Genomic DNA, 25,567 nt, shown 5'->3' with positions numbered 1-25,567 from the left:
GATAACGCCATCATCGTTGGCGTCTTCGGTGATGGTGACCGTCGGCGCGCTGTTGTCGTCACCCGCCTGGGTGTCGACCGTGTGCGTGGAGGTCGCGGTGCTGTCTACCGTATTGCCCGCGTCATCCGACGAGCTCACGACCACCTCGAACTCGGTGTCCGCCGCCAGGTCGCTGCCCGCCACGTCCACGCTCCACTCGCCGTTTTCATCCACGGTGGTGGTGTATTCGGTACCGTTGATGGTCATCGCAACGCTATCGCCTTCAGCGATATCGCCGCCGCTCGCGCTGCCGCTCACTGTGATGGTCTCATTACTTTCTTGCGCGTTGATAACGTCATCGTCGGTGATGTTGTTCACGCTGACCGTGCCGGCCTCGGCGCTGGTGTCTAAGGTTGCGGTGTCGGTGACGCTGCCTTCATTACCCGCAGCATCGGTGACCGTCATGGTCACGGTTAATTCGCCGTCGGTAAGCGTGCTCAGATCCTGGCCTGTGACCGTGACATTACCATTGTCATCCACACTGATATCGCTGTCTGCAACGACGATTTCCGTCGTTCCGTCGCTGATAACAATACCCTCAACCGTCGCACCGTCTTCCACCTGACCGGTGAAGCCGATGTTGCTTTGTTCATCACTGTTGATCAGATCATCGCCGAACGCGATGCTGTTGTTGCCGTCACCCGGGGCGCTGGTATCAACCGTGTGCGTGGAGGTCGCGGTGCTGTCGACCGTATTGCCCGCGTCATCCGACGAGCTAACAACCACATCAAATTCAGTATCTGCAGCCAGGTCGCTGCCCGCCACGTCCACGCTCCACTCGCCGTTTTCATCCACGGTGGTGGTGTAGTCTTCACCGTTGATGGTCATCGCAACGCTATCGCCTTCGGCGATGTCGCCCCCGCTCGCGCTGCCGCTCACCGTGATGGTCTCATTACTTTCTTGCGCGTTGAGCACATCGTCGCTGGTGATGTTGTTCACGCTCACTGTGCCGGCCTCGGCACTGGTGTCTAAGGTCGCGGTGTCGGTGACGCTGCCCTGGTTTCCGGCTTCATCCGTTACCGTCATGGTCACGGTTAATTCACCATCCGCCAGGTCGCTCAGATCCTGGCCATTGACCGTGACGTTACCATTGTCATCCACACTGATATCGCTGTCTGCTACGACGATTTCCGTCGTTCCGTCGGTAATGACAATACTGTCAACCGTCGCACCGTCTTCCACCTGACCGGTAAAGCCGATGTCGCTTTGTTCATCACTGTTGATCAGGTCATCGGCATCGCCGAACGCAATGCTGTTACCGTCATTCTCACCGTCGCCCGGTGCCGTGGTGTCTAATTCATCGTTGGTCGAAGCGCTCTGTTCGGTGCCGTTGTTATCGTTAGCCTTCGCATTAATGGTCAGCTGGCCGTCCACCAGGCCGGAGATGTCCGCATCCACTGTATACGTGCCATCGGCTGCGATGGTCGCTGTGGCCGTAACCGTGTCACCGTTCGCATCCGTAATGGTAATAGCGACTTCCGTGCCTTCCGCCATATCGGTGGAAGTACCGGAGACCGTGATGTTGCCATCGGTCACGTCACTCGTAACCGTCAGGTTCCCTGCGGTTTCATCCACTACCACGGCATCACTGTCAGTAATGGTTTCACCAGTTGCATCAACAGCGGAGGCTTGAATTGTTATATTGCCGTCGTTCAGAGAGGTAAGATCAACACCCGAAACAGAATAGCTTCCATCGGCATTAGTGGTTGTTGTAAGAGTAAACTGATTCCCTTGCGAGTCGGTTAATAGTAGGGAAACTGTGCTTGCAGGAGGCAAGTTGGTCGTTGTTCCGCTCAGAGTCAGGCCTGAGCCCCCCTGATCATACTCTGCAGTTAAGTTAATAGTGCCGGAAGAGACAGCACCGGGGTCAGGCTGCTCTACCGCCGCCGCTGTAATATCACCGCCTGCAATTTCTACAGGCGTCAAACCAATCGGTGTGTCATAAACCGTTTCTAAAACACGCGCAAGGCGAACAAAGTTACTGCCCGTGTCTCCACCCGCTGCGGCATTACCAGCGGCAGGAGCCTGAAATTGCTCTAACAGATCCCCATCTGTTTCATCCAGAACATTAAGAATATCATCTGCGCTACTCTCATCAGCGATAAACTCTAAATCATCAACTGAGTCGTCATCCGGCAATTGCTCACGAGTAATTGCAAAACTCGCACCGCCTTGAATCAGAACTTGTTCGTCATTGGGGTATTCCAGTACAACATTGCTGTTGCTTTCCGTCAGAACTACGTCGCCTTCAAAAAGCTGGTCACCAACGGCCAGGTTTTCTATGGATCCGTCTGCGCGCTGAACTTGAACATTGCCTTCAATACGAACAATTGTAGCTATCATTATATGCCTCGATTAAATTGGGGAACTATCGAGGCTAACGTTAACAAGTTTTCAACTAAATCCTATTGTACCCAGGTCCAGTTTTTTAGTTACGGTATCCAGCAAACGCCGGCTTTTAACTCAGGTTCAGGCTCGGGAATAAACTGGCAGGTAGAATAGCCTGTTTGAGCATCTTTCTCGGCTTTCTCGTTATAACGGTTCACAGCATTCAGCAACTCACTCTCATCGGTAATAGTTTCGCTACTGTAAACCACATAACCTTCCGGGCCACCGCAGGCTCTTTTGCCCACCGGCAGTACCTTACAGCTATCTATACTTTGCGCTTCCGGCTTACCAATAAGTTCTTTAATATCGGCCATAGTAACCGGAGTATCTGTTGCCGACTGGGCTGTACTGCAACCCGCCAATAGCGCGGCTGTTGCAAAAGCTAAAAGTAGTTTCATGTGTTTCACCTATAGGTTCCTTTCAATTTGCTCAAGCCGCTCAGCTAACCAGACTTTAATAATAGATTGTCTTGTTACTCCAATGCGGGCAGCCTCTTCATCTAAAGAGTCTAGCATCCATTCAGGAAAATCCACATTCACTCGCTTTTGTTTGCGCATGGGTCTTTTCGCCTTTTCCAGCTCAAGCTCATCCATAACGTCTTCATCTGAATCAAACTTTTTGTCAAATTCACTCGCTTTCATAAAGCTTCACCTCGCTATGCCTAGAGCGTCTGACAAGTCATTCCAAAGAGATTGAGCAGAGTAAAAATCAATTCCATGCTTTTGCATGTTTGATAAAATCTTTGCTCCATCAAACTCGAAAACCAACATTAAATATATACCATTTATGAATAAAAATTAAACTTAAATGGTATTAAAACGTCATTACTAAATCACCCGACGAAAGCGTATTTAGTCATGAGATATTACATCAACGACAGAAACATAAAATCACCGATACTAAGTAATTTATAATTTCAATTACACCAAAAACCAATTAATACCCGATACCGATTAATTTATATTGAAAAACACTAAAAACGACATATAGTCACTTTATTCGGTGAATAAAAGGAGATGGTATGCCTTGTATCTACACAAGCTAAATCTTATAACAAAAACCTAACGTAACAAGCATTCAAAAAACACAATCGAGTTGCTGGCAGGCCCCAGAATCATGAGCTAAAGTGAAGGTACATACACTTTTATAAAAAGTGTTTTAGCAACAATAAGAGGTAGTACCATGCGTTTTAAACAGTCCCTTTTAGTCTTAGCAATATCCGGCGCGCTCACGGCGTGTGGCGGAAGCTCAAGCGACTCTACCAACGACAATACAAGCGGCGAAAACAACAACGGCGACACATCAACCACAACAACGACCGTTGTCAGCGAAGGTGTGATCACTGGCTTTGGCAGTGTGTATGTCAATGGCCAGCGATACGGCTCTGACAATGCCACTATCGCGGTCGGTAACTCGCCAGCAGCCGATGAAGCGCAACTAAGAGTGGGCATGGTAGTCACTGTCGCCGCTTCTGCATCCGATGACGGCAACGACCCGGAGGCAGAGCAAATCACTTATGAAGAAAGCCTGCAAGGCCCGGTTGCCTTCATTGACAGAGAAGCAGAGCAAATTGAGGTACTGGGTCAAACGGTTATTTATGATGAGTTAACTGAGTTTGAAGAAGCCGATATTAACACTTTAACCATTGGCGATTTTGTCGAAATAAGCGGCTACGTCAATGAAGACGGTGCGTTTTACGCTACCCTGGTTGAGCTGGAAAACGATGAAACGGAAATTAAGCTCAAAGGCAATGTCGCGAATTTAAACACAGATGCTCAAACCTTTACGCTGGGTGATTTAACCATCGACTATTCCGCAGCAGAATTTGACGATATGAACGCCGACGACCTTGCTGACGGACTGTTCGTGAAAGTCGAAGGCGAAGCTTACGATAATGAGTCCATGACCCTCACAGCAGACGAGGTCGAGAACAAAGAGCAGAATGGCCTCGACGAAGACACCGATGAAATCACCATTGCCGGCATCGTTAAAAACTATGACGCCGATGCCGGAACGTTCTCAGTAAATCAATACGACTTCGTCTTGGGTGAAAGCACTGAGTTTGAAGACGGCACTGCCGATACCTTAGCCAACGGTATTATCGTAAAAGTCGAAGCCGAGTTTGACGGTGAGCAGTTGGTTGCCGATGAGATAGAGTTTAAGGCCCGGAACGCGCGCAGTAAAGTCGAAGGTCAAGTAACAGACATTGACAGTGAAGCTATGACGTTTGTGCTTAATGGGACAACCTTTAGTATCACACCAGAGACCCAGTATGAGGATGAATCGGACTTAGAAGAGCGCCGCTTCACATTTGAAAACATTGCAGCTAACGACTGGCTGAAAGTCGTCTCGCGTCAGAACCAGGACGGCGATGCAGTTGCACTGAAAGTAAAACGCATTGACGAAGATGACCGCGACGGCGAAGTGAAAGGCCGCGTGACGGATGTTACGACCGACGGTATGCGTGTCGCAAACACAAGCATCACTTTTGACACAAACACAGAGTTTGAAAATGATGAGGGCACAATTTCTATTGATGACTTTATTGCATTAGTCGACAGCCGTAACGCGGTTATTGTGGAAGCCGAAGGTGAATACGTTAACGGCTCGCTACTGGCCACTGAAGTTGAGATTGAAAACGTTAGCGGAGAGGATGACGATGACGATAGTGACGATGAACGTCCTGACAATACAGGCAAAGCAGAATTTGAGGGCGCCGTAGAATCTATTGAAGGTGACTCCGTTTTTGTTAATGGCAAAGAACTTCGCTTTGCTGAAGACGCAGAGCTTGAATTCAACGATGGAAAAGTCGACGTCGCAACATTTATCGCAGCCCTTGAAGTCGGCACGGTTATTGAAGTTGAAGGTATCTGGATTGAAGAAACTTACATTGAGGTAAAAGAAGCTGAAGTAGAAAGCGAAGACGAATAACCTGACTTCAACACGTAGCCTGACGCGAACGCGTCAGGCTATTGTTATTATGCGCAAGCACCCCACTCGGCGTCTGCGGAGCCTTTACATTCTTCCGTGTAAGTACCGTCTTCCTGATACGTGGTTTTCTTATAATTCCAACCACCCTCATTATCAAACTGACGTTGATACTCAACTTTTAGGTCACCTTCCATCACGGTTTTCTTTAAGCTCACATCTAAGTACTCGTTCGCCAGTAAACTTGCATCCAGCGTGTCGTCGTAAGATGCATCTAACGCACCCAAGTCAGCCAGTATAGAGTCTAAATTCAGCTCATCTCGACGTTCAACAAAGTCTTTCATATAGTTAAATTTGTCAAACTCGCTGGCCTCTTCATTATATGAAACCATATATTGAGCGACCTCACCCAACCCCTCATCTTTGTTGAGCCAATTCATGACAAACACAGACTTGGTACTTAAACCACCACAGGTATCAAGTTTATTAAGCACTTCATACTCTGTATTTTCGGTTTGCTGAAAACCGACCGTGTAGTTAAACGTTTGAGCGTCGTTACAGCTTTCTTCATATTTAGCCACTTCAATACGGTCGGTATCTATGGTTTTGAAATAAGAGCTGCGGTTATAAAAATCTAACTGCTCGCCAACTTGTTCAAGGTCTGAACTTACCGCATTCGTCACAGAGCGAGTTTCAGCGCTCGAGCTCCACTCGCCAGCTGCACCTTCACTTTGTGGTGTGAATACATATTCAATACGAACCCAGCCAGCTTCTGTTTTACGATAGCTAACATTCGCTGAAACTTCCGGGTTTTCCTCTTCAATAGCCTGAGCTTCTTCCAGGCCTTTCTGTAGACCCTTAACAATCAACTGAGCCAATTCGTAATTCTCAACATCGCCAGACTCGATGTAATCCGCGAAGATATCCTGCTCAGACAAGTTGTAGTGGCTCACCACCTGAGAAATCGCAAAATCCATTTTAGACTGCAGGTTAGCAATTAAATCCGAATTTCCCTGAAAGTCTTCACATGCTATTTGCGGATTTCCATTACCACGTTCAACAAGCAGCTCGTCTTTTAGTGAGCTCCACAAAATGGTCGTAAGAGGCGTAATATTCACCTCATCAAACTGCTCACCTTGTAACGGCGGGATGGTCATAACGTAAGCGCGACCTACTTCACCTAAATCCTCATCTATAGCACCAACAGGCACATCAACGACTAAAGCCGCATGAGGTAAACACGCTTTATCAGCGTCTTCTAACTCGAGCGTATACTCACCGTTTTCGCCAGACTCAGCCGACGGTTCATGAGGTTCTTGTTTACCATTGCCGTTAACATCCAAAAACACCGTAGCGCCCTGAATGTAACCATCAATGACTTTGCCCGAAACCGTTGCTGCGGCTGTCGTGTCGCCATCCTCGGTATTGCTTCCACCGTCGTCATTATCCGAATCACCGCTATCGTCATTACCAGAATCACCGCCATCGCTAACTGACTCGCCGCCTGAAGTATTATCAACAACACTTTCGGTATCGCTGCCACCGCAAGCCGTTAAAGACAATGCTGCCAATATACTCAACACAAGGTTTAATTTCTTCATAATACATCCTGTTTATTGTTACTTTTAAATCGCGTAAAACCCCGAGCAACGTACCAGAACTTTATCATTTTGTTAATTGAATGTTTTTTGAGGCGAAAAAAACTGTTAAGGTTTCGTAAAGAAAAACAACAACACGTTGGGTAACACCATTGTGAATCCTCAAGCGGCAGCAACATCGACAAGCAGGCATTAATACTGCTTTGTGAATGACATAAAAAAGGCCCCGCGGGGCCTTTTCTTATTTCCCAGATTTATTTCTTGTATACGTAGCCTGACCGCGCAATGAAGTGAGGGTTTAAATAGTCTTCTTTTTGGTTATACCGCAGCGGGGCACCGGCAACGGTTGTAACTTGTCCGCCCGCTGCACTCAGTACCGCATGGGCTGCAGCGGTATCCCACTCGCAGGTTGGTCCTAAACGCGGGTAGATATCCGCTTTACCTTCAGCCACCAGGCAAATTTTCAGTGAACTGCCCATAGGCACCATTTCATAAGGCTTGCCTAAAGCATCCAGCCAGTCGATGGTTTCCTGCGAAGGATGAGAGCGAGAGCCCACAACCCGCAAGGTGTCTGGTTCTTTTGTGGCTACCGAAATGGTTTTGTCGTTTAAAAAGGCCCCACGGTCACGCTCGCCCGTATACATGGCATCCAGTACCGGCGCATAAACCACGCCCATAATAGGCACGCCCTTTTCAATTAAGGCAATGTTTACCGTAAACTCACCGTTGCGCTTAATAAACTCTTTGGTGCCATCTAACGGATCCACCAACCAATAACGGCACCAATGCTTACGCTGCTCCCAGCTAATGTCTGACGACTCTTCGGAAATGATCGGATATTGGGTTTCAAGTGCGCTTAAACCATCACAAATAACATTGTGTGCGGCTAAGTCGGCTTTGGTCAGTGGACTGTCGTCGCCCTTTTGCTGCACATCAAAGTCGTCGCTTTGGTAAATCTCCATAATGGCTGCGCCAGCGTTGCGGGCTATGTCTTTCAATTCGTTAAGCATAAATAATCCCGTTATTCTTTAAATACTGCACCACTTTCTCAGCGGCTTGTTCAATGTCCATTTCATCGGTTTTTAAATGCACTTCAGGCTGTTCAGGTGCCTCGTAAGGCGACGATATACCGGTAAAATGCGGAATATCACCAGCACGTGCCTTTTTATACAAGCCTTTAGGGTCGCGCTGCTCGCAAATTTCCAGCGGTGTATCCACATACACTTCAATGAAACCTTCGCCAGCTAGTTCGCGAGCCTGCGCACGGTCAGCAATAAATGGCGAAATAAAGGCCGTACCCACAATCAACCCGGCATCCAGGAACAGACGGCTGACTTCGGTAATGCGGCGAATGTTTTCCACTCTGTCGGTGTCATTAAAGCCCAGATCTTTATTCAGGCCGTGGCGAACGTTATCGCCGTCCAGCGGGTAGGTATGACAACCCATTTCAAACAGTTTACGGTCTACCGCGTTAGCAATAGTCGACTTACCCGAGCCACTTAAGCCTGTGTACCAAAGCAAAGCCGGTTGGTGTTTTTTCTGTTTTATACGGTCTTCATGCGACACAGCGGCGTCATGCCAGACAATGTTATTGGCCATTGGTATTTTCATTCAAAAAGTGATGCCCAAATTGTACCGTAAACCGACAACATTGCGTAGCCTTACGTAAACATCAGGTGAGATCCCCCAACGCATCTTGCAGCGGCTTCAACTGCTCTTCAAACTTCCGCCACTGGCCAATGCCTTTTGCATTAATAGGTTGCCGCACCTGCTCAGAACTGGCCGTTTTAACCCGACGTTCAGCTTTATGCGACTGCAGGCATTGAGGCTCCAACGGTAACTCCAGGTAATCAAACAGCGCTTTAATTTCAGCTTCCGGGTCATCCACCAACTTCTCATGAACCACGGTATGAATAGCACCGGAGTACACACGCTGCCAATGCGCCATAAGCTCTACGTAATCACGATAGTAATCCGCCAGCATATCCAGGCCATAACTGAACTCCTGCCCCTCGGCAAATAACTGCTTATACGCACTAAAGCAGCAGTCCATCGGATTACGCCGGGCGTCGATAATCTTCGCGTCAGGAATCAAGGTTTTAATCAGCCCAACATGGCGGAAGTTATTCGGCATTTTATCGGTAAAGAATGGTGCCCCGGTTCTGTAAACCGCCGTTTCACTTAGGTAGCGCTGCCCAAGTTTCTCCAGCTTTTCCGCGGTTAACTCATCCAGTACGTAAGGGTACTTCGGCTTTTCTGTCTGTACCTGACGACCATTCAAACCGTGTGCAATTGCCGGAATATTCGGTAACTCTAACGTACCTTCAATTTTAGAATGCGCTGCCAGTATTTGTTCTACCAAAGTCGAGCCGGCACGCGGCAAGCCGACGATGAATATGGGCGTCGCCTCTGCCTTAAGTGACACCGTTGGCAGCTGCTTCACTTTTTCTTCGGTAAAGTAATCGCGCTGGGCCTCAATACGCTGAGCCAAAACGTCGGGTTTAAAATTACTGGAATCGCGTTTTAAGTCATTGCCCTGCTTATAAAAATCAAAGCTCTTTGCATAATTGCTCCGCTGCTCAAAGGCTTTACCCAGCGCAAAAAACAAGTGAATACGGTCATTTAAATGCGTCTTAGAATCCTCTGCCTCACGCTCCATCAACTCAACTTCGCTGTCGCTAAATTCATACGTTTTCAGGTTGGCCAAACTCCAGTAAGCATCGCCAAAGTTCGGGCGCTCGCGGTACGCACTCTGATAAGTCTTTACAGCATCCTGTTGCCGACCAATGGCTTTTAATAAATGGCCTTTAGCAACATGGATCCCGGCAATATCCGCATTTTTTTGCTCGTTAATCAGTTCATCGTAAAGCCGCAGTGCTTGCTCGTCGTAATCTAATGCCGCCGACAAGTTCGCAAAGAGAGCTTTGTACAACGGGTTGCTTGGTTCTTTTTCAAACAGCTCTTTCGCGTGTTTATAGGCATCGCTGTGCTTCTGCCGACGCTGCAGTACTTTAATGTAATCAAACTTGGCTAAATCGTAGTCCGGCTCTAACACCAGTACGCTTTCTAACAAAAACTCGGCGTCGTTCATTACGTCCAGCTGAGCGCCGATATTTGCAAGGGTTCGCATTGCTTCAATATGGTGTGGGTTACGCTGCAAAAACGCGCGGCAAATTTTCTCCGCTTTATAGTATTTACCCTCGTGGTAAAGATTCAGTGCCGCTAATACCTCTTTCGGCTGTCGTAGCAGAAAATTCGCCTGTTGTTGGTTACGCTCGGCTTGTTCGGTATTACCGTTCTTAGCTTCCAACTTTGCAGCCGCTGCCCAACTGGCATATAAAGCCGGGTTTAATCGAATAGCGTGATAATAGTGGTTTAACGCATCTTCATCTTTTTCCTGCGTTTTCAGGGTGTGCGCCAGCTCCTGCAATGCGCGACCGTATTCCGGCCACTGCGCCAATAAAGTCTGCAGCGTTGTTGCGGCCTGCTCAAGTCGGTTTAAGTACCGATAAGCCACGGCTTCATAATACAGCGACTCTTTTTCTGCATCGCCTGACAAACCATCCCGCTCTTGCTGCAACAGCTTAAGCGCTTGTTCAAATTGACTCTGCGCCAAGAGTTTTTTTATGTGATCCATAACGACGTTATTCCCTCACAATGAAAAAAGGGGCCAATTAAGGCCCCCCTGTACTCAAGTTATCTTATCAATAGAAATCGTAAGACACTGACAAGCCAATTGAACGAGGACGGTTTGTCGTTGTTCTCAAGATATCGTCTTGCGTATTGGTATACAACTCAGCACGCTCATCGGTGATGTTTTTGATGTAAAGCTTAGCACTCCACTGATCTTTCATCACACCAATTGAGGCATTGCCAATGTTATACGAGTCCTGCTTACCGCCTGCCTGTTCCACTTCCGCGGCAACCAGTGAAGGGTAAGTATCTCCTGCGTAAATCCAGCCAACCTGAGCAAACGCATCCCACTTATTCTCAAGGGTCCAGGTATAACGGCCCCGAAGGTTACCCTGCACCTTAGGTGTCAGCGGCAGCTCCGAGCCAATAGGCAAGGTACGGACAATGCCCTGACCGGTACGAGTCAACTCGGTGTCGTTATAGGACAACGCACCACTAAAAGTGAAGTTGTCAGTCATACGCCAGGTAAAGTCGGTTTCCAGACCACGAATTTCTGAGTCCGCTGCGTTATCCACAAAGGTCAGTATCGAGATGTCGGTATCCAAACGGGTAATTTGCATATCGTTCCACTCGACAAAGTACGCATTACCATTCCAGCGTAATGAGTTGTCCAGCATCAATGACTTCCAACCAAACTCGTAGTTAACCACTTCGTCTGACTCGTAAACCGTGTTAACCGATTCGCCTGCGTCATTGGTCGCGCCACCCGCACGGTTGAACCCGCCTGGACGGAAACCTTCTGAGTACGTTGCGAAAAACAACGTCTCCGGTGTGTACTGATAGCTTAAAGTAAACTTCGGAATCACGTCGTCTTGTTTAAGCGCCTGGTCAGTGTGGCCAGCGGTTGAGTTATAGTCACGCCCGGCGTCGCCGTCGGTGCCTTTTGAGGCAAAGCTGGACTGACCGTAAAAGTCAGATTCCATCTCGTACCAACGCAGACCGACCGTAGCCGCCCACTGTTCGGTAAAATCGTAGGTGAACTCACCAAAGGCCGCAATCTGTTCTTCGGTACGAGTAATGTCGTTAAAGAAGCCAACGCGTGGTGGACGAGTATTCGGGTTGTTGGCATACACACCGTCCATCGGTGCGTTAGGCACAAAACCTAACTCTTCAGGGTTTGAGAAATAAAGATAGTCATCCTGAGTGTTGATTTCAAAGTCATCGTAGAACACACCAGCGGTGATTCGTGCATTATCAGTAAAGTCATAGTTGATACGAGCTTCCTGCGTAAAACGATTGTGTTCCTGATAACCTTTAAAGCCCTTGGTTGGGTCAACACAGTTTTCTGCCATGCCATCATCGCCATAGTTACAAGTGTAGTAAACGATGAAGGTACCCGAAGTGTTGTAACCCGTATAATCAACTGACTGTTCAATCTCGCGGTTTAAGTAACCACCGGTGTACAGCACTTCCAATGCACCTAAACGCCCGTCGAGTGTCCAGGTGGTCAAATCAAAGCTGTCTTCCAGTTCATCGGGGTAATAGCGTTCAACGTCTAAATCCCCCACATCCGGGTCGTAGTCAAACACACCATCAGCACCTAAGTCCTGCGCCTGGTGCTGCAGCAACAATTCCCAATTGCTGTTAATTAAGTACTTAGCACTCAGGCGGAAGCCTTTGTAGTAACTGTCGTTAAAGTCTTCTTCCGCCAGAGGGGTGTTAAACGCACTGGTGAATTCGGTGCCGTCATCAACCAAGGCTTCCATGGACGGATCCATAGGCCGGTAATTCGGGTTGTTCGGGTCGATAGAGAATTCGCCCGCCACGTTATCGATATAGCCACCACGGTTGACGTTATAAAACGCACCGCGTACCGCTAAATCATCGGTCACCGGAATATTAATGTAGCCCTCGGCGGAGCTGCTCATTTCCCCTTCAGCCATGGTTTCAAAGCCGGTGGTGAAACCTGCTTCGAACGCGCCTAAAACTGGCTTTTTCGTAATGTAGCGAATGGTACCTGCTTGCGAGCTTGCGCCAAATAGTGTGCCTTGCGGTCCGGGTAACACCTCTATGCGCTGCAAGTCAGTTGCGTAAACATCGAGGTTACGCCCGGGAGCAGTCACCGGCTGCTCGTCAACGTACAGAGCCACGTTTGGCATGGTGCCCTGTGCACCTGACAGCATTACCGTAATAGGCTGAATGGACATACCGCGAATAAACACATCGTTCTGCCCGGGCCCACGGCCACTGGAGGTAACATTCGGTACATATTGTGCGTAGTCGTCAAAGTTTCCGATATTTTGTTCTTTTAAGTCACGAGAACTTAACGCTTGCACGGCGGTTGGGGTTTGCTGGATATTGGTTGTTCGCTTGGTAGCGGTAACGTTAATGGTTTCAATTTGCTTAGATGTTTCTGCCTCTTCTTGTTGCGTATCTTGCGCAACTGCTGACGAAGAAGCAGCTAATGCTATAAAAATAGCGGAGCTCAACTTATCATACTTAAACATGGGTTCTCCCTGTTTGGATGTGAAAAATCTCCTTTAAAAACAGTGAAACTGTCACTGCGTTTAACTTTACGAATGTTTACAATTATACAGATTTTGCGTGCAAACCCCACAGCCAGCGTCAACTAAAGTCAAAACAGACCTCTGAGTTTACCTCGAATAGCCTGTAGGGTTATTTTGCTGCCAACGCCAAGTATCACGCATCATATCTTCAATGCCTAACTCTGCGCACCAGCCCAGTTCTTTTCCCGCCTTACTGGCGTCAGCCCAAAACGCTGGTAAATCACCGGCGCGGCGCGGCGCTATTTGATAAGGAATGGTCACACCAGTGACCCGCTCAAAGGCCTCTACCATTTGCTTAACCGACGTGCCCGTACCCGTACCTAAATTGTAGATATGGGTCCCTGACCGCTCAGTTGCCTGAAGCGCACTAACGTGGCCTTTTGCTAAATCGACCACGTGTACATAGTCTCTCTCACATGTCCCATCCTCAGTGTCATAGTCATCACCAAAAATGGACAAACACTCGCGTCGCCCTACCGCTACCTGTGCTATAAACGGCATTAAGTTGTTAGGAATACCTTGTGGGTCTTCACCTATTTGCCCTGACGGGTGCGCACCAACGGGGTTGAAATAGCGCAACAGCACCACTGACCACTGCGGGTCAGCAATACTAATATCTGTCAGTATCTGCTCAATCATGGCTTTTGAGGTGCCATAAGGGTTGCTCGTTTTCCCGCGTGGCATAGTCTCTTTATAAGGTACCGGTGCATCTTCACCATAAACGGTCGCCGAGGACGAAAATATGAGTTTGGTTACCCCCGCCTGCGCCATGGCTTGCGCTAAAACCACACTGCCGCCGACATTGACAGAATAGTAGTCCAAAGGTTTCGCGACACTTTCGCCTACGGCTTTTAAACCGGCAAAATGAATCACCGCATCAATACGGTGGCTCTTAAACACCTTATCAAGCGCCGCTCGGTCACGAATATCGGCTTTATAAAAAGTGACGGCCTTGCCGGTTAACTGTTCAACGCGCTTAAGGCTCTCGGCACTGGCGTTACACAAGTTGTCCAGCACAACCACATTATGTCCGCTGGTTAACAACTCCAGCACCGTATGGGAGCCAATGTATCCAGCACCACCTGTCACTAAAATATTCACAATAATCGTCCTTAATTTACATTGGCTTGACTGTGCTGCAGCCTGGTCATTTTATTTTTCAACAACTTAGTCAGCACAATAAATGCCAACACCAACAATAGCATTATGGCGAACCTCTGCCACACAGCCAGCTGAACATACTGAAGAACAACCCCAAGGCTTGCTACTCCCAGCATTATTAGCGTCAACCAAAAAAGGGTTTGCCGTTGAGAATAACCCGCTTTTTCAAACAAATGATGAATATGCTGTCGATCGGCTAGCCAGGGGCTTCTTTTTTGTTTTAAGCGACGTGCTAATACGGTAACAATATCCATTAACGGAATAGCAATTAGAAACAACGTAGTGACAGGATCAATGACTGTATTGCTGCCTAGGTGCGGTTGAGACCCCACAATAAAAAGCCAGGTAAGCGTAAAACCCATCAATAATGAGCCTGCGTCACCCATAAATATCTTAAACGGGTGAGTGTCCGCCTGAATGTTACTCAGTAAATAAGGTAAGAGAGAAGCAATGCAGACGCCGCCAATCCACACCAGCATCGAGTTTCCTGCTAAATAGCTCAGTAACGTAAACCCCGCCAGAGCAATTAAGGAACTCATACCCAACAGCCCATCAATACCGTCTATCATGTTAAAGGCGTTCATGACACCGACAAAAGCAACCAGCGTAAAGGGTACGGCGAAGACACCAAGCTGAATATCCCCCAAAGCAGCCAAATTACCTAAAGACACTAAATACGCACTGCCATAAACCATGACAATGCCGGCCGCCAGTGACTGGCCAAGAATACGAGCACCGACACTGACGTCGTATCTATCATCCAGCAGCCCAATAAGAATAATGATACCCGCGCCAACCAAAAACGAGCCCGTTAACGCATTCATTGGCAGCCACAGACTGGCACTTATTGCTATGCCACAGGCAACCGTTAGCCCACCAATTAATGGTGAATGCGTGGTATGCAGTTTTCGCTCAGAAGGTTGATCCAGCAAGCCCCAGGACGGGGCCATTTTACGAAAAACAATGAGCGCCACAGCGCTCACGCAAAAGCTGAGAGGAACGGCCAACCAAGAAAATTCTGTCATCTACACTTCCACTTCTAAAACCGTTTTAATCGCAAAATCATGCGCTTTATGCGTCGACTTAAACGCACAGTATAAGCTTCACTCTGCTGCTCTAGCCGCTCTTCCGCAATTTCATCCAATGCCTGCTCAACAGACGTCAAGCAACCACTTTTTGAACTTAAATAGCGCGGGTAAATAATCAAGGTTGCAGCAACTAACTCATGCAAACTGCGCGTTTTCTGTCGGCGCGAGTTTGGATATAAGTCATCAGTCAGACCCCAGCCCGAATAAAAAGGCTGCCCATAACAGCAAACCTTAATCCCTCTCAACAAGGCCTCAAACCCCGTCAACGAGGTCATGGTATGCACTTCGTCGCCAGATTTTAGCTTGTCTAATAATGAAGCCATGTTATCACGTATAACAATTTCGTCACAAAACTGTACCTGCTCCGACTCATTTGAATCGGGGGTACGTAAACCAGCGACAACGTCAGGATGCGGTTTATAGACAATGTGAGCGTCCGGGTGCTGTTTTCTCACTTGGGCAAGCAGTTCCACATTCTTCTTTAAGTGTGGTGAGCCATATTGAATAGACGCATCTGACTCTACCTGACCTGGTACCAAAATCACTGTTTTTGCCGTTTCAGGCCGCTGCCAGCTGTTGTCTCCAACGTTATACTTACTCACTTGCTCTTTCACTAAGCGCTCTACCAGCCTTTCAGCACGGTTCAGTTCATTCTCAGAAAAGTCATAGCCATTTAAAATAGCTTCCAGCCGTGACGGTCGGGTCGCATCGTAATACATCCCTATATCATCAATTACCCACGACTTAGGCGCAGTGAGGTCAGCCCCCAAACCTACCGAACGGATGAAACCATCTTCGACACACAGCCGGTTGGGCACATCTTGACGCCCCCAAACCACACAGGGCTCATTCTCCGGTAATGCCTCACCACGCGGTAAAAATTGCAGCTGTGTACCCGAAAAAAAGGTTTTTAAGTGCTCTCGTTTCCAACGGGGGAAGCGCTCAGCAAGCAACTTTTCAGGAAAACGCTGACGCCAGGCGCTTTGCTGCCCAATCCACTCCATGAGTTCTTCAATCTGGCATACTGCCTGCTTTTCCGGATGCCAATAGCGGGCGTAACGCACCAGCGCAGCATAAAGCAGTTGATACAAAGACACTTGTTCCCGGCGTGATGGCGCTTTCAGAGCGTCTTCGGTCAGCCCCCAGCCCGCGTAAAACGGCATGCCAAAAGTATAAACGGGCTTCCCCCACAATAACGCCTCAAAGCCCACCTGAGAGGTCACACAAAAAACAGCGTCTGCCCCTTCAATAATATCGGGAGTATGTAAGGGCCGGGCCTCGAGCTTCACGTTCGGCTCATTTTCAAGCTGGTCGATAGTAAAGTGCCCTTGCTTTAAGCCGGCAATAACATCCGGATGCGTTTTGACAACAAGTAAGTGCTCCGGAAAACGTTGCTTCGCCACCAAAAGCATTTCCTGAAACGATTCCGCCGAGGCCAACCCGTAATTTATAGACGCATCGCCCGCGGTTTGATCCACCAACAATACATAAGGCCGACCATAATCTACCTGCTGGCTTCTATGAAGGTTGTACTTTGACAACTTTAATTCACACCAACGTTGCCTAATAGAGTCAGCTCGCTGCTGTTGCTCTTCGTCTAATGGCTCGGTAATAAGTGCTTCTAACTCTGACGCCGAACGTGCATCGTAGTAAATACCCTGCGCATCGACCACAATACCCAGTGGCGGGCAATGGGCACCCAACTCTACCGAGCGCAAAAATGCATCTTCAATGCGTACTAAGGGAAGTGTATGTCGTTTAGCGTAGCGTGCCGCCACGTCTGAGGAAGGCTTTCGCCCCCACGCCAGCACGGCACTTGCCTGCTCCGGTGCGCCCACGTAACGTCGAACGCGGCCAACAAAGTTAACCTGAGCACTCAGCATTGGCGCCAAATGCTTAATATTGCTTAGGGCTGGCGACACCGAAATATAATTATTTTTATTTCGCAAAGAGGCATTTCCTTTTACCATGGCGGTTAACTACAATAGCAACGCGACTATTACTCTAAAAACGACAAGGACGACTGCTTTTGGCTCGTGAACGCGTAACTAAGCTACGTATTTTATTTGTTGCGGGAAATAAAAACTCAGCAAAGTTTCTGTCCGATCCCGCGTTTATTTATCGCTGTCAAAACCCAGCGTTAGCGCTTAGCGATAAAGGCCATGACGTTAAGTGCATTCATTATAAAGATCTTAGCCAACAAAAAAATCCTGTCGACCTGATTATTTTTCATCGCCCATGCTTTAGAGACTTAAAGGCCCGCTGGTTGCTGTCTGCCGAGCTAAAAAAACGCCGCAAACAAGGCACCGTTTTAATGGCAGACTTTGATGACCTAGTTTTTAACCCGGCTTTTGCAGAGTTTAGCCCGGGTGTTATTAATGGCTTCGTGTCACTACAACAAACCCAGAAGAACTTTGCACAACACGCAAAAACCTTAAACTATTTTGACGCGCTCACCGTCTCTACCCAGCCTTTAAAAACGTTCGCAGCACAGCAGTTTAATAGCAACAACATTTTTTGGCTGCCGAATTCGCCGCACTTTCTGTGGCAGGACAAAGCGCCAGCCCCCGACCACTCAGGCACTTTTGATATTTGCTACTTGCCGGGCACTCGCAGTCATGACAAGGACTTTGCGCTAATAACCGAGCCACTGGCCGACTTTCTTGCAGAGCACCAAAACGCAAGACTGAACATTACCGGCGTACTCGACAAAGCGCGCTTTTCTGATCGCTTACAAGGGCTTACCCAGCAAATACTGTGGCAGGAAAAGCAACCCTACAGCAACTACTGGCAAGTGGTTAACCGCGGCAACCTGCACCTTGCTCCGTTACAAGACACGGCTTTTAATCGCTGCAAGTCGGCCCTTAAAGCCATTGAAGCAAACTTTTTTAACCGTCCGGTTATTGCCTCCCCCATTCCTGACATGCAACGTTTTGCCAGCCCCGGTGTTCAACTTGCAGAAACTGAAAACGACTGGTATCAAGAGTTAAAAAGCAACTATCAACGTTCCGAACAGACCCATGCATTGAGAGAGCGAGTACTCACTCAGTACGCACCTCAGCAGCATGCTGCCGACATTATTAAGCATTATGAACAGCTTCAACGTTAAGTCAGTCAGCCAGGCACAACAAGCAAGTCAGTCGGGACAGTACAACAGCCGTGTACTGCACAGCTTTTGCTACCACTGGCAGCAACAACAAAGCTTTGAGCGCTGGTTAGACTATATGATATTCAAGCGCCAGCTGGGTTACCCGCTCTCCCCGGCTCATTTGCAACTGGCACAGCAATGGCGTAGCCAAAACTGGCTGCAACGCTTTAAACACAAGTTGTACGGTCATAAGGCGCGACAATTAAAAAACTTAATAGACGAAGTAAAAGGTAACCCTGCTCACCCCGCCGTCAAAAAGCCGTTTCAACAGAAAGTAGCGGCCTGGCGGCAGCACGAAGCACAGCACTTGCAGCAGTTACAGCAACGCCTCAGTAACGCTAATGTGCTTGTGGTGGGCAACAGTCCTAACTTAGCGGGCCAGGCTCAGGGCGCGCAAATAGACACTAACGATATTGTGGTGCGTTTTAATCAATACGCCAGTGAGCACACGAAAAAAGAAGATACAGGCACAAAGCTCGATGTGTGGGTTATGGCGCCAGGGTATCAAGGACCCGTGCCGGAGCAAGCTGAGTTTGTCATAGTGACAGGCCCCAATATGCTATGGTGGCAACAAAATTGGCACACCCTGCAAAGCCATAGCGGCAAGGTTATTGGCGTGCCCTTAGACTATTGGAAACACTGTGTTGAATTGCTTAGCGCCCCACCAAGTGCTGGCTTTTTAGTGGTGCAATTTTTAAAACAGCTGCCGACAAAACAGTTAAGTATTACGGGGTTTGGCGTGCAAGAAGGTTCTCCTTACCACCACGCCATAAAAGGGCACCAAGCGGTCAGTCGTCACAACTGGAGCGCCGAGAGCAAAATAATGACGGAATGGATGCGACAACATCGCTTATGAGTACAATTCAACTGCTTGTAAAAAGCCGACACTGGTCTTTAAAAAGCCACGTAAACCAGCATGTTTTGCATAACCAGTCGACCTCAAAGTTAGGCTGGCAACGCATTGTCGTTATTGCGAAAAATGAAGCAGCAGAGCAATTTTTAGCGCACCAAGGCATGATTATGGCGCGGCAAAACCATCATTTACAGGGTGTGCCGCTGCACTACGACGATCCAAAAAAAGCCTCACTGGTATTCTACCGCCATAACCCTCTACAAACCCTAACCATGGACTGGGTGCTTCCTGCGGGCGTCGACATTGACGGAGAGCCAAAGTTCTCCCTTCGTATTAAGCCTATTTCGGCCGCCAAAGCCTGGTTTTTTATGCTGCAAGCCGTAGCCCGACGCGACAAAGCCAGTGGCAACCGCGCGTCACAAATTTATCGACTGACACGTGCACGACAAAAGCGTAGTGGGCGCTCACATTCCTTGCGCAAGCTGGTACAAGCGTATCAACCACTTCTACAGCACCAACTGATAAGTTGCGAGCCATTTAATTACTGGCGCTTGCACAGCGAACCAAAAACTCGCGAAGCCTTACTGGCTCATTACAAGACAACGGACAGCCAGAAAACGGCAGCGCTACCAGAGAATGTCAGCGACATTAAGTCTGACCAGTGGTATCACACCCCTGCGGACGGTGTCATTTATACGAAACAGTTCGAGCAACTGCTGCATGCAGCCACGGTTGTCGCGGATCAAAAACATGCCGACATTATCTACTGGGATCACGACCATATAAATGAACAAGACGAGCGCGTACTGCCTCATTTTAAGCCCGACTGGAGCCCAGACTTATTGGCCGCGCAAGACTATATTGGCCCGGCTTACGCCATTAAAGGCCGCTGTTTAAAGAACGCTTATAACAGGGTAACAAACACAAACGACCACTATATCAGGTTAGTTGAAGCGGTTAAGTCGCTGGGACGCCAACCGAAGGTTTTGCATATTCCGGTTATTCTTGAGCATCACACCCCACAAGTGGCTATTGATGACCCCATGGCTACAATTGAAACAAACCGCCAGCAAGCGGTTTCCCATTGGCTAACACAACAAGGTGACACGGTTGAGTCATTTGCATCAGCGGTTGAAAGCGGTGTGCGAAAAATAAACTTTGGCATTACCCCGGGCCCGGCAGATAAACCACTTATTAGTATTATTGTGCCAACACGCAATGCCTTAGACATAACCCAAAATTGCATTAACAGCGTGCTGCAAAAAACTGAATTCAATAGCTTTGAAATTATTATTGTCGACAACCAAAGCGACTGCCCACAAACGCTTAAATGGTTTGAAGACATTCAAAAAGAACCTAAGGTGCGGGTCATTCGCTACGACGCGCCGTTTAATTACTCAGCCATCAATAACTTTGCAGTCACTCACGCCCAGGGCGAGCTGCTTTGCTTTTTAAATAACGACACCGAAGTTATTAATGGCAGTTGGCTTGGGGAAATGGCGCAACAGGCGCAGCGCTCTGGGATGGGGTGTGTTGGTGCTAAACTGTATTACCCCGACAATACCGTACAACACGCAGGGGTTGTGCTCGGGCTTTGGGGGCTGGCTGGCCATGGCCATAAAAACTTTATCCGCCATTCGCCGGGCTACTGCCAACGCCTGGCCAGTTTACAGAATTACAGTGCTGTCACTGCTGCTTGTTTAATGATGAAAGCGTCAGTTTTCAACAAGGTAGGTGGCTTCAACGAAAAAGAGCTGAAGGTAGCATTTAATGACGTGGACTTGTGTTTAAAAGCGCTGGCAGCAGGGTATCGTACGGTGTGGACTCCATACGCAGAGCTGTATCATTTTGAGTCAAAAACACGCGGCAAAGAAGACACGCCCGAGAAAAAAGCCCGTGAGCGCGGCGAGGTAACCTATATGCAAAAGCAGTGGGCCGAACTGATAAAACACGACCCAGCCTATAACCCTAATTTAACGAAGCTGCAGGAAGACTTTGGGGTTAACCTTGAACCAAACTTTACGCTTAAACCTTAGGTTTTTTTAAACGCTTTTTGTAAGCATCGAGTAAATTAGTGAGCTGTTTTTTCCTTTCCGGGTCTTTTGCCCGGCGAGCGGCCTCTTTCAATAACTTAGAGGCCAGCGGCACTTCTCTGTTATCAGCCAGCCACTTTGCCATTTCCGACAGGTAGTCTACCGGGTTTGACTGTTTTGACGTAAAAACCTCAACAACCGACGGTGGAATGGGCACCTTCACTTTTTGCCCCTGGCCTGGCAGGCTCACCACTTCAGGCTCTAAAATTGGCAAGCCCATTATTTCGGCTAATTTCAAAAGCGCGTAAGGTAGCTCAGCTTCATCGTTGTCTTTTAACTCTGCTGCTAACCTGGCTTTAAATGTCTTTATTAACTGAGGCGTTTCGTTGCATAAGTACTTATAAACCTTCAGTACTTGTTGCAGTGAGTCACCCTGCGAAGCGTTTTCCAGCGGTACAACACTTTGCGGTTTTAAAAAGCCATTTGGGCAATACTCCAAAAGCTCATTTTTCATGCGCGCCATGGGCTTTTCGTGCAACTGCGTTATCGCGTCGTACACACTTGAGCCAACCACCTGAACTGACGAGTTAGAAGAGCGGTTATTTTCAGCGTCAGAGTATTTTTGTAACGCCCGGTCAATCGTGACGTTTTCATAGCTTCTGTCTTTATCCAGCAAGCCATTCAACAAACGCTTCAACTCTAGTGCCCCGGCGGTATAACTGGTGTTTATTTTCTTCTTGTGCAGTTTAAAACGTCTTAAAGACCAACCTGAAATGCCTAAACGTTGCAAAAAATCGTATTCAATACGGCCCTGATAAAAAGCGTTCTGAAAATACGGTCGAATACTAATGGGGTTATCGCCCAGCGCCCTTTTCCAGTCAAAAAACCGCTGCCCGTTAATACCCGGGTTATTCACTATGCCCTGTTTTGTTAAAAATTCACTCAGGGTCATAGTTGAATAATGACGCTTAATAGACTGGTTATGGTTCGACACTAAAGACTCAAGCGGGTGTCTGTAATAAGCCAGTACCTGCAACTCGTGGCCTTCAAATAATGAAATAACCGAATCGAAATAGCGATACATAGCTTCCGACGACAACAGCAACTGACAGCCCCTAGCCTGCGCTTCCTGTAACCATTGCTCAAGTTTTTGAGCCGCCTCTTCTAGCTGGCCTTCCTGCAGCATAGAACCAAACTCGGCATGACCGCCCGACACATTGTTTGAATCAAAATTGTGCTCTGGATAATAAAAACCGTGTTTTTGTAAACGCTTGCGGTTTTCATTAAGAAAAAACTGGATAGCCGACGTTCCTGTTTTCGGCGCTCCAATATGCAATACCACCTTCATTGAGTTTCCCTAGCTTTATTCACCGCAGCAACCAGCTTATTTTTTACTTTAGCAGGCGCGAACTGTTGCGCCCGCGTCCAGGCAGAAAGTCCTATTTCTTTTAAACGTTGCGGCTGTTGGCGTAACTGTTGCAGTGCGTCAATAACGGCCTGCTTGTCTTTATAGCGCACCAGTATTCCACAGTGGTCGTCCAGTAGTTCCGGAAGCGCCCCCCAGTTGTACGCAATAACCGTTCGCCGCGCCGCCATAGCCTCTACAACACTGCGTCCAAACGACTCCTGAAAATGCGATAAGTTAAGTACCACATCCAATTCTCTCAGTACCGTTGCCGGGTCTTCGACATACCCTTTAAGCGTGACACAAGAGCCAAACCGCTGGCTCAGTTGTTCCACCAGCTCCGTTTCCGGGCCATATAATACAAAGTCATAATGCCCGGTAGTATACAGTTCACTGGCTACTTGAAAGAAGTCTTCAACGCCTTTTTTTACGACATTACTGCTTAGCATACCTACGGTTAGCGGTTCTACAGAAGGCTCACGTATTGTCTGGTTGTCAAAATGGTGAACATCAACCACATTTGGCACTACCGCCACACGTTCTGGCTGCTGAAAATACTCAGCAACGGCCTGCGAATTTGCGACCAACCAGTCATTTAACGACAGTACCGCTGTTTTAATGGTATCAGCATCTGCTCCCAGCACATGACAGAGCTCCGGGTCCGCTTGCGGTAGCTCCCGCACATGACAAAGAACCGGGACGCCGGCCATGCGAGCGGCCTTTTGCGGCTCTAATTGGGTGAGGGTATTCACATAAACCGCCTGCACATTGTGCTGCTGTAACCAGGTTGCTAAAACGTCCACAAGCGGCTGATCAAGCTTGCGATCGGCCTGCCACCAACGTAATGGCATAAAGCTCACGGCATCGGCCAGTGCGGTCACACTGTCAACATAAGCGGTGTTGTGCGCTGAAGGCAACAACAGCCACAAGCGATAGTCGTCACGCAACATGGTCAGTACGTCTAGCAAGCTTTTTTCCGCGCCAAAGGCATCGCCAACGGTGCTGTGTGCCACAACCAGTAACAACGGTTTTTGCGTCGTGCCGTTAAGTCCCTGTAAGTCACTTTTTAACAACTTCAGAGGCTCAGCACCCGGCTCTTCGGTTAAAAATGCCGATAAAGGATTTTTTCCATCGTCTAGCTTCCGTATAAAACTATAGGCGCTGCTGCTGAATAAGCAGCTGGGGTCGCGCCCTTCAGCACCACCAAATAGGGTGTAATGACGCGCCGCATCCATGCCTGCTTTTGCCACATCGGGGTAGCGCTCTAAATAGTAGTCGGCATTGAAATAACAGCTGTTACTAATAACATCAATTTCATTTTGCTGCTGCGCCTGCGCTGTGCCACGACAAAGTTGCAGCGGCGCAATGAACGGCCTGCGCTGAGGGTAGCGGGATAAATACGTTACTGAACGGTGCCATTGCTCGGCCGCTCGTTGATAGTCGGCACGAGCGCCACCCAATTGGGTTTTAAGGTGCGTCGCTGACGCTTGAGTTAACGCCCCTTTGCTCATGCGCCCAAAGGCTAAGGGGACGTCCGGGTTGACATCTTTTATCGCCGAGCCGCCAAACACGGTCTGTAAGCGATAATAGAACTCGGTGTCACCATCGGCACTGACCGCGTCCCAATAACCTAAGCGCTTAAAAGCACTGCGGCGAAACATCAGCGAGGAAACATTGGGGTAAATCCAGGAGGTTTCGGGCCGCCAGTGCGTAAAGTTCAGCTGTTCGTCAGTGCGCACCCAGGCACTGCGTGTGGCCATCAAACTTTTGTTCGTTATTAACGCCTTCACCTGGCGCTCTATTTTCTGCGGATGCGACCAGTCGTCGGCGTCATGGGTGGTAATAAACTGGCCTTTACTACGCTCCAGCCCCGCATTACGTGCCCCATAAGCGCCCTCATTAGTGGTTAGTTGCACACACTCAATACGGCTATCGATTGCCGCAAGCGACTGCATCACTTGCCACGTATTATCGGTGCTGGCATCGTCAACCACAATAATCTGCAGCTTGCGCCAGCTTTGGTTCAGTACGCTATGTACCGCGGTGGGCAGCGTTTTTGAGCAGTTATAGCAGGGAAAAATAACCGTGACTAGCGGCTGGCGTTGCCACCATTTTTTTGCCGGCGGCGCGTGTGCGGTTAACGCATCAAAAAGGCTCTCACCCGGGTTAAACGCTAACTCTGCCAAGCCACTGCTACGGTAAATGCTGTTCAAAGGTGTTAATTTCGCCTCGCCACTTTGCAACATAGACTGAGCAAGCGCCCGGTTATGTTGGTAAAGCTGACTATTGGCTGGCCAGTTGGGGCTATTGATCAGTTGCTCTGCACAAGCGCTATGAGACAGTTGAATGTAGGCCTCAAAAAGGCATAAATAAGGCGCCGGTGTTGGCATTAAGTGTAGCAACAACGAAAATTGCTCAAGTGGGCCTATGTATCGAACCACAGCAGACCAGTCGCCATTAAACGCATACCAGCGTGCCAACACCCAACGGGCCACTTCAGCTTCCGGGTCATTTTTTTCAGTCAGCGCCTGCAGCTCCGGAATGACTGACTCGTTACCCTGCCAAAGCCGCTGCTCCAGTATTAAGGCAGGCATAGGCCCTGGCCAACGGCCCTCATAACGACCAAAGTCATTATAGTGGCTCCAGGCGCCCTGACCACTGAGGGCAACATCGGGGTAGGTTTCTAAGTACCAACTTTCGTTAAAATGCTCTCGTAACATGCCATT

The 25,567-nt window shown here is 48.5% G+C and carries 17 protein-coding genes; 4 read left to right on the top strand and 13 right to left on the bottom strand.

The features are described from left to right. The 3 genes from Q5L94_RS08560 to brnA all read right to left on the bottom strand — a co-directional run. On the bottom strand, window positions 1-2,382 hold a 2,382-nt coding region (locus Q5L94_RS08560; RefSeq protein WP_317498016.1), incomplete at its 3' end, for a retention module-containing protein. 89 nt (window positions 2,383-2,471) lie between these two features. Further along, complete coding sequence (locus Q5L94_RS08555; RefSeq protein WP_317498015.1) at window positions 2,472-2,825, bottom strand: hypothetical protein; 354 nt, start codon at window positions 2,823-2,825, stop codon at window positions 2,472-2,474. A gap of 9 nt (window positions 2,826-2,834) precedes the next feature. After that, window positions 2,835-3,068 carry a type II toxin-antitoxin system BrnA family antitoxin gene (gene brnA / locus Q5L94_RS08550; RefSeq protein WP_034818371.1) on the bottom strand — a complete coding sequence of 78 codons (234 nt, stop codon included), beginning with the start codon at window positions 3,066-3,068 and terminating at the stop codon, window positions 2,835-2,837. A 541-nt stretch (window positions 3,069-3,609) separates the two neighbouring features. On the opposite strand from brnA, the gene Q5L94_RS08545 reads away from it, so the two are divergent. Next, on the top strand, window positions 3,610-5,358 hold the full coding sequence (locus Q5L94_RS08545; protein WP_317498014.1) for a DUF5666 domain-containing protein: 1,749 nt from the start codon (window positions 3,610-3,612) through the stop codon (window positions 5,356-5,358). A 47-nt stretch (window positions 5,359-5,405) separates the two neighbouring features. Here Q5L94_RS08545 and Q5L94_RS08540 read toward each other — a convergent pair whose 3' ends face one another. The 8 genes from Q5L94_RS08540 to Q5L94_RS08505 form a co-directional block, all read right to left on the bottom strand. Beyond that, the gene (locus Q5L94_RS08540) at window positions 5,406-6,956 is read right to left on the bottom strand and encodes a hypothetical protein (RefSeq protein WP_317498013.1); all 1,551 of its coding nucleotides are present in this window, start codon (window positions 6,954-6,956) and stop codon (window positions 5,406-5,408) included. Window positions 6,957-7,207: 251 nt separating this feature from the next. Then, window positions 7,208-7,963, bottom strand: a complete 756-nt coding sequence (gene cysQ, locus Q5L94_RS08535) for a 3'(2'),5'-bisphosphate nucleotidase CysQ (protein WP_317498012.1) — start codon at window positions 7,961-7,963, stop codon at window positions 7,208-7,210. After that, window positions 7,956-8,552, bottom strand: coding sequence for an adenylyl-sulfate kinase (cysC, locus tag Q5L94_RS08530; protein ID WP_317498011.1), 597 nt, complete (start codon window positions 8,550-8,552; stop codon window positions 7,956-7,958). Before cysC ends, cysQ begins: the two co-directional genes overlap by 8 nt. A gap of 73 nt (window positions 8,553-8,625) precedes the next feature. After that, on the bottom strand, window positions 8,626-10,590 hold the full coding sequence (locus Q5L94_RS08525) for a tetratricopeptide repeat-containing sulfotransferase family protein (protein WP_317498010.1): 1,965 nt from the start codon (window positions 10,588-10,590) through the stop codon (window positions 8,626-8,628). A 67-nt stretch (window positions 10,591-10,657) separates the two neighbouring features. Further along, window positions 10,658-13,093, bottom strand: a complete 2,436-nt coding sequence (locus tag Q5L94_RS08520; protein ID WP_317498009.1) for a TonB-dependent receptor — start codon at window positions 13,091-13,093, stop codon at window positions 10,658-10,660. Between the two features lie 147 nt (window positions 13,094-13,240). Continuing rightward, window positions 13,241-14,254 carry a UDP-glucose 4-epimerase GalE gene (galE, locus tag Q5L94_RS08515; RefSeq protein WP_317498008.1) on the bottom strand — a complete coding sequence of 338 codons (1,014 nt, stop codon included), beginning with the start codon at window positions 14,252-14,254 and terminating at the stop codon, window positions 13,241-13,243. A gap of 11 nt (window positions 14,255-14,265) precedes the next feature. Then, window positions 14,266-15,339, bottom strand: coding sequence for an undecaprenyl-phosphate alpha-N-acetylglucosaminyl 1-phosphate transferase (locus Q5L94_RS08510; protein WP_317498007.1), 1,074 nt, complete (start codon window positions 15,337-15,339; stop codon window positions 14,266-14,268). Between the two features lie 14 nt (window positions 15,340-15,353). Beyond that, on the bottom strand, window positions 15,354-17,351 hold the full coding sequence (locus Q5L94_RS08505; RefSeq protein ID WP_317498006.1) for a capsular polysaccharide biosynthesis protein: 1,998 nt from the start codon (window positions 17,349-17,351) through the stop codon (window positions 15,354-15,356). A gap of 80 nt (window positions 17,352-17,431) precedes the next feature. On the opposite strand from Q5L94_RS08505, the gene Q5L94_RS08500 reads away from it, so the two are divergent. From Q5L94_RS08500 to Q5L94_RS08490, 3 genes are read left to right on the top strand one after another with little or no spacing between them, the layout of a single operon-like run. Next, on the top strand, window positions 17,432-18,511 hold the full coding sequence (locus Q5L94_RS08500) for a glycosyltransferase (RefSeq protein ID WP_317498005.1): 1,080 nt from the start codon (window positions 17,432-17,434) through the stop codon (window positions 18,509-18,511). Then, on the top strand, window positions 18,468-19,406 hold the full coding sequence (locus Q5L94_RS08495; protein ID WP_317498004.1) for a glycosyltransferase family 29 protein: 939 nt from the start codon (window positions 18,468-18,470) through the stop codon (window positions 19,404-19,406). The genes Q5L94_RS08500 and Q5L94_RS08495 overlap by 44 nt, the downstream gene beginning before the upstream one ends. Beyond that, window positions 19,403-21,439, top strand: a complete 2,037-nt coding sequence (locus Q5L94_RS08490) for a glycosyltransferase family 2 protein (protein WP_317498003.1) — start codon at window positions 19,403-19,405, stop codon at window positions 21,437-21,439. Before Q5L94_RS08495 ends, Q5L94_RS08490 begins: the two co-directional genes overlap by 4 nt. On the opposite strand, the gene Q5L94_RS08485 is transcribed toward Q5L94_RS08490, so the two are convergent. After that, window positions 21,429-22,784: a hypothetical protein gene (locus Q5L94_RS08485; RefSeq protein ID WP_317498002.1), complete on the bottom strand. Its 1,356-nt coding sequence runs from the start codon at window positions 22,782-22,784 to the stop codon at window positions 21,429-21,431. The two genes, Q5L94_RS08490 and Q5L94_RS08485, sit on opposite strands and share 11 nt — an antisense overlap. Further along, the gene (locus Q5L94_RS08480) at window positions 22,781-25,561 is read right to left on the bottom strand and encodes a glycosyltransferase (RefSeq protein WP_317498001.1); all 2,781 of its coding nucleotides are present in this window, start codon (window positions 25,559-25,561) and stop codon (window positions 22,781-22,783) included. Before Q5L94_RS08480 ends, Q5L94_RS08485 begins: the two co-directional genes overlap by 4 nt. Window positions 25,562-25,567: the final 6 nt, after the last annotated feature.

The organism is Idiomarina sp. Sol25 (assembly GCF_033052775.1).
GTDB lineage: Bacteria > Pseudomonadota > Gammaproteobacteria > Enterobacterales > Alteromonadaceae > Idiomarina.
This window is presented reverse-complemented; position numbering and strand designations above follow the sequence as displayed.